We start from the raw sequence: 8,730 nt of genomic DNA on the forward strand, positions 1-8,730 counted from the left end.
GTTGCGGGGACAGAATGCCGCCACGGCGCCGCGATGACAGGCTGGTGCGCGGGCCCTAAGCTTGGCGCCGCGATCCCACCCGGAGACATCCATGACCACCCGTCGGCGCCTGCTGCAGACCATTGCTGCCACCGGTGTCATCACACCGCTCGCCGCCGCCGCCAATGATCCGTGGGCGGAGGCTGATCGCATCGTCGCGCGTATCGTGCGGCCCAGTTTTCCGGCGCGTGATTTCCCGATCACCGATTTCGGCGCCAGCGCCCGGACCAAGTGCACCGAGGCCTTCGTCAAGGCGATTGCGGCCTGCTCCGCGGCCGGCGGCGGTCGCGTGGTGGTGCCGGAAGGCGTTTGGCTGACCGGCCCGATCCATCTCAAGAGCAACGTCAACCTCGTCGTCTCGCGCGGCGCCACGGTGCGCTTTTCGACCGACACCGCCGATTACCTGCCACTGGTGCCGACGCGCTGGGAGGGCGTCGAGTGCATGAACTACTCGCCGCTGATCTATGCCTGGGAGGCGGAGAACATCGCGGTGACCGGCGGCGGCACGCTCGATGGCCAGGCCTCCAACGTGTTCTGGTGGCCGTGGAAAGGCATCGGCAAATTCGGCTGGCGCGCGGGCGCGCCCAATCAGGCCGAAGCGCGCAGGAAATTGTTCGCGATGGGCGAAGCCGGCACCCCGGTCAACGAGCGCGTGTTCGGCGACGGCAGCTATCTGCGCCCCGGCTTCTTCGAACCGACGAGATGCCGCAACGTGCTGATCGAAGGCGTCACCATCCGGAACGCGCCGTTCTGGGAAGTGCATCCGGTGCTATGCCAGTCGGTGACGGTGAAGGGTCTCACCATCGACAGCATCGGCCCCAACACCGACGGCTGCGATCCCGAATGCTGCCGCGACGTGCTGATCGAAGGCTGCTCGTTCAACACCGGCGACGATTGCATCGCCATCAAATCCGGCCGCAACGGCGATGGCCGGCGCATTGCGGTGCCGTCGGAAAACATCGTCATCCGCGGCTGCACCATGAAGGACGGCCACGGCGGCGTCACCGTCGGCAGCGAGATCACCGGCGGCGTGAAGAATGTCTTCGCCGAGAACTGCCGCATGGACAGCCCCGACCTCGCCAGCGCGCTCCGGATCAAGAACAACGCCATGCGCGGCGGCGTGCTCGGCAATTTCCATTTTCGCAACATCGTCGTCGGCCAGGTGGCGCATGCCGTCCTCGCCATCGACTTCAACTACGAGGAAGGCGCTGATGGCCCGTTCCATCCGGTGCTGAAGGGCGTTTATGTCTCGACCGTCGTCAGCGGCAAAAGCCGCTACGCCATCGACGCCGAGGGCCTGCCGAACGCCATCGTGGAAGACCTGTCGCTCGACCATTGCGATTTCAACAAGGTCGCCGAAGGCATCATCGTCCGCCACGTCCGCGGCGTGAAATTCAACGCCGTCAAGGTCAACGGCAAGCCGGTAGTTTCTGCCCCCGCGCGCGAATAACACTCTCCACTTGCACAGTGCGTGCGGGGGAAGTGGCGCGAAGCGCCAAAGGGGGCTCCAATACCACGAACCCCCTACCCGGCTTACGCCGGACTTCCCCCACGGTCTCCGTGCAAACCGGAAGACCTCTCCGCCCGCGGGGCAGAACGCTTTCCGGCAAAAAAAGGGGCGCCGTGTTCGGGCGCCCCAATTCTCTTCCAAAAGGGAACGATCAGTACTTGAAGCGGACGCCGGCGAAGACCTGGCGGCCGGTCGCGACATACTTGGTGGTCGTCGGCAAACCGCTGTAGGCGAAGCGGTTGTCGGTCTGGTTGGTGAGGTTCATGCCGTCGATGCGGAACTGCAGATAGTCGGTGTAGTCGTAGGTGAACGACGTATCGACGTTGAGCGTCGACTTGGAGAAGATCGCGTCGTTCATGATCGGGTTGTTGGTGGTGCCGGGGGCGGCATCGCCGCCGGTGATCGGATACTGCGACACGTACTTGCTGCGGTAGGCGACCGACACGCGGCCCGACCAGGCGCGATCCTTCCAGTCCTTGCCGTCATAGAACACGGTCGCGTTGAAGGCGCTCGGCGAAGCACCGGTCCAGCCCGCATCGCCGTACACCGCATCGCCCGCACCCGGCTTCGATTCCGGATTGACGATGTAGTGCATGCGCGAATGGATCAGCGTGTAGTTGGCGTTGATGCCAAGACCGTCGAACGGCGCCGGCAGGAACTTCAGCACCTGCTGATAGGTGAATTCGAGGCCGTTCAGCACGCCGCCGCGGCTGTTCATGTAGGTCGTGGCGGTGAAGTGATAGCCGGCGACGTGGTTCCAGCTGTACTGGATCGCCGCCGCGTTGGTGGCGCTGACCATGCCCGGGACGTTGTTATAGGCATAGAGCAGGCTGTTGTAGGAGGCGGTGTCCATGTACTGGTCGAGGAAACCGGCGGTGGTGACGAGCTGCGGCACGTCCTTGATCCACTTCGCGAAGCCGGTCACCGCCAGCACCGCGCCCTCGTCGAAGTACCATTCATAGCCGGCGTCGAACGTGGTGGCATTGAACGGCTTCAGCTTGGGATTGCCGATCGTCAGGCCGGCGCCGTCGGCACCGGTGGTGTCGAGGGTGAAGCTGGTGATCGACGGCGCCATGGTGGCGAGCTGCGGACGCGCGATCGCCTTGGAGGCGCTGGCGCGCAGCAGCATTTCGTCGGTCAGCGAATAGGCCAGGTTCACCGACGGCAGCACGTTGTCGTAGTGGTTTTCGCCCTTGATCACGTTACCGACGGTGCCGTGGCCGAGCGCGTCGACATCGGTCACCGCATAACGTACGCCGAGGTTGCCGCGCAGCTCGCGGCCGAGGATCATGATGTTGTTGAAGTCGAGCTGCAGGTAGCCGGCCTTGTCGTGCTCATGCACGTTGTAGGTATTGCCGGTCACCGAGGTCGAAGCGGCGCTGAACAGGTTCGAGATTGTCATGTCGCCGAAATCGGGATCGACGCAATTGCAGTCGACGTGCATGTAATGCTTGAACGCGCTCAGGTCGGGCGCGAAGAAGCCGCTGACGTTCATGCCCGACGGCACGTTGAGACCGTTGCCCCAAGACACCATCTTGCCGAGGTTCTGCAGCGTGAAGGTCGAGCCGTACTTGCCCTGCATTTCGGAGATCGCCGGAACGCCGTACTGGTCCTTCATCGGACGCGAGTACTTGCTGGTCTCGAAGTCGTAGATGCGGCCCGAGAAACCGGCCTTGAGGCTGAACTGGTCGGTGACGTCGTAGGCCGTCTGGAACTTGAGCGAACGGAAGGTGTTCGTCGTGTTCGTCATGTAGTGCTTGAGGCTGGTGTAGCCCTTGTAGAGGTCCCAGTTCTGGTAGTTCGACGGATCGAAGGTGCCGAACGAGATCGACGGCATGTCTTCCGAAGCGGTGGCGTTGTAGGTGAAGCAATCCGGGCAGGTCGTGCCGTTGTAGGTGCCGGAATCGAGGCGATCGAACTCGACGAAGTAGCCTTCCTGGTGGTTGCGCGACACCGACATGCCGAGCTCGAGATTGGCGCGCAGGCGCGAGGTGAACTTCTGCTCGACGTTCAACGAACCCTGCATGAACTGGGTGGTGTAGGCGGCCTCGTCGTCGCGGGTGGCGAGATCGAGGTTGGCGAGCGTCAGCTGGTCGACGACGCCGCTGGTCACCCCGGCTGCGGTGAGCGAGCCGGCCGCCGGCGTCGCAACGTGCGCCGCGACGATCTTGGTGCTCGGACGGCCGAGATACTTCAGCAGCATGGCTTCCGCCGCGCCCAGATTCGTGCCGTTGGCCGAATAATAGGTGTACGGGTCCATGTTGTGGGCGAAGTTCTGCGTCGTTCCGGTGTTGAGGCAGGTCACCGGCGCATAGCCGGCCACGCTGGCGTTGTTGCACTTGGCCAGATCGACGAAGGCGCCGGTATTGGCGGTGTAGTTGTACATGTAGGTGGCGTCGGCCGCCGCGGTGCCGGTCGCCGAGATCTTGTTCAGGTTCGACGAGGTGTTGAAGCGGTTGAGGCCGACCGGCGCGAAGATGTAGTTGCTCGAATCCTGGTAGGACGAGCTGAACACGCCGTCGAACGACACCAGCGTCGTGTCGGTCGCTTGCCACTGGATGGCACCGGTCATGCCGATGCGCGACTGGTAAAGATCCTGGTGATAGAGCGAAGCCGAGGTCGGGATGATCGTCGTCGCCATGCCGGGAGCGGTGGTCGAGGCAACGCCGGTGCCTTCAACTGCGGCGAAGGCGGTCGGATCGGAACCCTGCAGCGCGTTGCACAGCGGCACGTACGGGATCTTGGTCAACGGCACGACGGTCTGGGTCGTGGTGTTGCACTGCGCCGAGGTGGCGGTGCCGGTCGGGGCGGCGAAGCCGTAGCGCCAGTTCGTGCTCGAGCCCTTGAAGGTCGCGTTGCGGTAGACGTAGGACGAGGTCGCCGCCGAGTTCTGGTAGGAGTCGATCTCCTGGTGGCGCATGTTGTAGGCGACCGAACCGAGGATGCCGAGGCGTCCGCCGAAGAACGTCTTCGAGGCGACGGCGGCGATGCGCGGATTGAACGGCTTGCCGTATTCGTACCAGGCGTTCTGGGCCGACACGACGAACTTGTCGCCGGTGTCGAAGGGATGGCCGGTCTGCAGCGCGACGGTGGCGCCGAGCGAGCCTTCGTCGGTTTCGGCGGAGCTCGACTTATAGACCTTCAAGTTCGAGAACAGTTCGGAGGCGAAGGTGTTGAAGTCGAACTGGCGCGAGCGGTTCGGATCATCGCCCGAAGCCGAAGCGCCGGCCGTCGACAGCGCCTCAAGGCCGTTGAGCGTGACGCGGGTGAAATCGGCGTTGAGGCCGCGCACGGTAATGGTGCGGCCTTCGCCGTTATCGCGGTCGACCGCGACGCCCGGCAGGCGCTGCAGCGATTCCGCGAGGTTGGCGTCGGGGAATTTGCCGATATCTTCGGCGTTGATGGCGTCAACCATTTCGGCGGTCGTACGCTTGACGTCAAGGGCCTTTTCCAGCGAAGCGCGGTAACCGGTTACATAGACCGTTTCGAGGCCATTATCTTGCGCAAACGACCCCGCGCTGGCGATGACGAGGACGCCGACCGCCGCGCCGCACGACAGCGCGCAGCGAAGAGCGTTCGAATTTCCCTTATTTTTGGATGTGTTGATCACTTCAACTCCCTCCCGATTTCCTGAACGCGCGAGCGGGCTGATCGCCTCGCCTTCACTGCGTTCCTTATGTTGACAGCTCCCCGCGATGCTGCCGGCTTATGACACCGGTAGCAACGGCGGTCATTTTGCTCTGAGCAATGGCATCCGGTCAATGACGGGGCGCCATGAAGGAACCGACCCCGAAACATCCCAAAATCGGTAACTGGGCAATATAGTTGCTGTTAAATAATTTCTACGGCAATTATTTTTCTGACAACATTAACTACGCGCAACTTAACTGCCATGCAGTTGTCTTACAACTATACGGCGCCAACATCTTTCTGCCATTTTTGTGCAACTGTTGCGACTATGCCGCACAGGTAACGTCAGCCTGCTGGACCGGACTACGGCGCCTTCTTCGCCAGGGCCTGCAGTGCCACAAAGCGCTGGTGGAGCTGGTCCTGGGCATCGCTCACCAGCGCCTCGTAGCGCGCGTGATCGGCGGTGTCGGTGATCTTGAAGCGCGTTTCGCCGGCCATGAATTCCCCCAGCGACAGCGTCGGCTCCTGGCAATCGAGCGCCAGCGGCGCCTGCCCGGCCGCTGCGCGGCGCGGATCATAGCGATAAAGCGGCCAATAGCCCGAGGCCACCGCCGCCTTCTGGCGATCGAGGCCGGCGGTCAGGTCGAAGCCGTGATGGATGCAATGCGAATAGGCGATCACCAGCGACACGCCCTCGTACGACGCCGCTTCCGCCAGCGCGGTCACGACCTGCGTGTCCTTGGCGCCGACCGCCACGGTGGCGACATAGACATCGCGGTACGACATGGCGATGGCGCCGAGGTCCTTTTTCGCCCGCGCCTTGCCGGTGGTGGCGAATTTGGCGGCGGCGGCGAGCGGCGTCGCTTTCGACTGCTGCCCGCCGGTGTTGGAATAGACCTCGGTGTCGAGCACCAGAATATTGACGTTGCGCCCCGACGCCAGGATGTGGTCGAGGCCGCCAAAGCCGATGTCGTAAGCCCAGCCGTCGCCGCCGATGATCCACACCACCTTGTCGACGAGATAATCGGCCAGCTCCGCCAGCCGCCGCGCATCGTTGCCCGGGATGCTGGCGAGGATCGATTGCAGCTCGGCCACTTGGGCGCGCCGGGTGCGGATGTCGGCATCGGACTTGCCGCCGTTGGCGGTCAGCGCCGCGACCAGCGCCTCGGGCAGTGCGCCCGCGAGTTTCGCGACCAGCCCGGCCGCTTCCGCCGCATGGCGATCGACCGCCAGCCGCATGCCGAGACCGAATTCGGCGTTGTCCTCGAACAGCGAGTTCGACCACGCCGGTCCGCGCCCGTCGGGGCCGGTGGTGTAAGGCGTCGTCGGCAGGTTGCCGCCGTAGATCGACGAACAGCCGGTGGCGTTGGCCACCATCATGCGGTCGCCGAACAGCTGCGTCAGGGTGCGGATATAAGGTGTCTGGCCGCAGCCGGTGCAGGCGCCGGAAAATTCGAACAGCGGCTGCACGAACTGGCTCGAGCGCAAGCTCATCTTGAGATCGGCGCGTTCGAGATCGGAGAGTTCCAGGAACGCCGCAAAATTGGTCTTTTCGGCGTCGATCACGTTCGCTTTCGGCGCCATCACCAGCGAGCCCTCCTTCGGGCACGCCGCGATGCACAGCCCGCAGCCGGTGCAATCCTCGGGCGCGACCTGCAGCACATAGGCGCTGCCGGGGCCCGCTTCTTTGCCCTTGAAGGGCAGCGATTTCAGCGCGGTGCCGGACAATTCGCTCATCGGCACGGCTTTGGCGCGCAGGGCCGCATGCGGGCAGACCATGATGCACTTGTTGCACTGGGTACAGGTCGCCGTGTTCCACGCCGGAATCTCGTCGGCGATGTTGCGCTTTTCGTATTTCGCGGTGCCGACCGGCCAGGTGCCGTCGGCCGGCATGGCGCTGACCGGCAGCGCATCGCCCTTGCCCGCCAGCATCGCCGCGGTGACGTTTTTGACGAACGCCGGCGCATCGGCGGGCACCACCGGCTTGAGCTCGGCGCCATCGATGGTCGCAGGGATTGTCACTTCTTCCAAATGCGCCAGCGTCTGGTCGACGGCGGCGAAATTCTTCTCGACCACGGCCTGCGATTTGCGGCCGTAGGTTTTCTGGATCGCCTTGCGGATGGCGGCAATGGCATCGTCTTTCGCCAGCACATCGGCGAGCGCGAAGAAGCAGGTCTGCATGATGGTGTTGATGCGCGAACGCAGGCCGCATTGCTGCGCCACCGCACCGGCATCGATCACGAAGAGGCGCAGCTTCTTCTCGACGATGGCGCGCTGCACCGGCGCCGGCATCTTGCTCCATACCTCCGGCGCCGGATACGGCGCATTGAGCAGCAGCGTGCCGCCCGGCGCCGCGTAGCGCAGCACGTCGTAGCGGTCGAGGAACACGAAATGGTGGCAGGCGACGAAATCGGCCTGCTCCAACAGATAGGCCGAACGGATCGGCTTGGGGCTGAAGCGCAGATGCGAAACCGTGATCGCGCCGGACTTCTTTGAATCGTAGACGAAATAGCCCTGGGCATAGAGATCGGTGTTGCCGGCGATGATCTTCACCGAGTTCTTGTTGGCGCCCACCGTGCCGTCGGCGCCAAGCCCGAAGAACACCGCGCGGCGCTCTTCCGGATCGGCGATCGCAAAGCCTTCGTCGACGAACAGCGACAAATGCCCGACATCGTCGGTAATGCCAACGGAAAACCGCCGCTTGGGCGTGCCCAAGGCCAGCTCGTCGTACACCGCCTTCACCATCGCCGGCGTGAATTCCTTCGACGCGAGACCATAGCGCCCGCCGATCACCACCGGATCGAGCCGCGTCAGCCCGCCCGCGCGCGCTTCGGCCAGCGCCGTCACCACGTCCTGATAGAGCGGCTCGCCCACTGCGCCCGGCTCGCGGCAGCGAGCGAGCACCGCGATTTTCTGCACGCTCGCCGGCAGCGCCTGCACCAACGCCGCGACATCGAACGGCCGGAACAGCCGCACCTTGACGACGCCGGTCTTGCGCCCCGCCTCATTCAGCCATTCCGAGGTCATCTCGGCGGTATCGCCGCCCGAGCCCATCACCACCACGACCTCGGTGGCGTTGGCATCGCCGGTGTAATCGAACAGCTTGTAGGGGCGCCCCGAGACGCCCGCGAAGCGGTCCATCGCGTCCTGCACGATGCCCGGCAGCGCGTCGTAATAGGGATTGCGCGCTTCGACGCCCTGGAAATAGAGATCGGGGTTCTGCGCCGTGCCGCGCACCACCGGATGGTCGGGCGACAGCGCCCGCCGGCGCAGCGCGGTGATTTCGTCCTCGTCGAGCATCGCGCGCAGATCGCCGTCCGACAGCGGCGCAATTTTCGCGACTTCATGCGAGGTGCGGAATCCGTCGAAGAAATGCACGAACGGCACCCGCGCCTTGAGGCTGGCGGTCTGGGCGATGGCGGCGAAGTCCTGCGCCTCCTGGACATTGGCCGAGGCCAGCATGGCAAAGCCGGTCTGGCGCACCGCCATGACGTCGGAATGATCGCCGAAAATCGACAGCGCGTGGGTGGCGATGGTCCGCGCCGTCACAT

General features: G+C 64.2%; 3 protein-coding genes. 1 reads left to right on the forward strand and 2 read right to left on the reverse strand.

Features of this window, described 5'->3' with window-relative positions:
* Positions 1-91 precede the first annotated feature (91 nt).
* Positions 92-1,489, forward strand: a complete 1,398-nt coding sequence (locus tag AC1P6P_RS03265; protein ID WP_481401004.1) for a glycoside hydrolase family 28 protein — start codon at positions 92-94, stop codon at positions 1,487-1,489.
* Positions 1,490-1,700: 211 nt separating this feature from the next.
* Here AC1P6P_RS03265 and AC1P6P_RS03270 read toward each other — a convergent pair whose 3' ends face one another.
* Positions 1,701-5,159, reverse strand: coding sequence for a TonB-dependent receptor domain-containing protein (locus AC1P6P_RS03270; protein WP_481401005.1), 3,459 nt, complete (start codon positions 5,157-5,159; stop codon positions 1,701-1,703).
* 383 nt (positions 5,160-5,542) lie between these two features.
* Positions 5,543-8,730 (reverse strand): pyruvate:ferredoxin (flavodoxin) oxidoreductase (gene nifJ / locus AC1P6P_RS03275; protein ID WP_481401006.1); only part of this gene is annotated, 3,188 nt, incomplete at its 5' end.

This window comes from Rhizomicrobium sp., from assembly GCF_056722145.1.

What these genes read in the sequence shown, in the direction of transcription:
- AC1P6P_RS03265 (WP_481401004.1), top strand. Translation starts at nt 92, where the DNA reads ATGACCACCCGTCGGCGCCTGCTGCAGACCATTGCTGCCACCGGTGTC.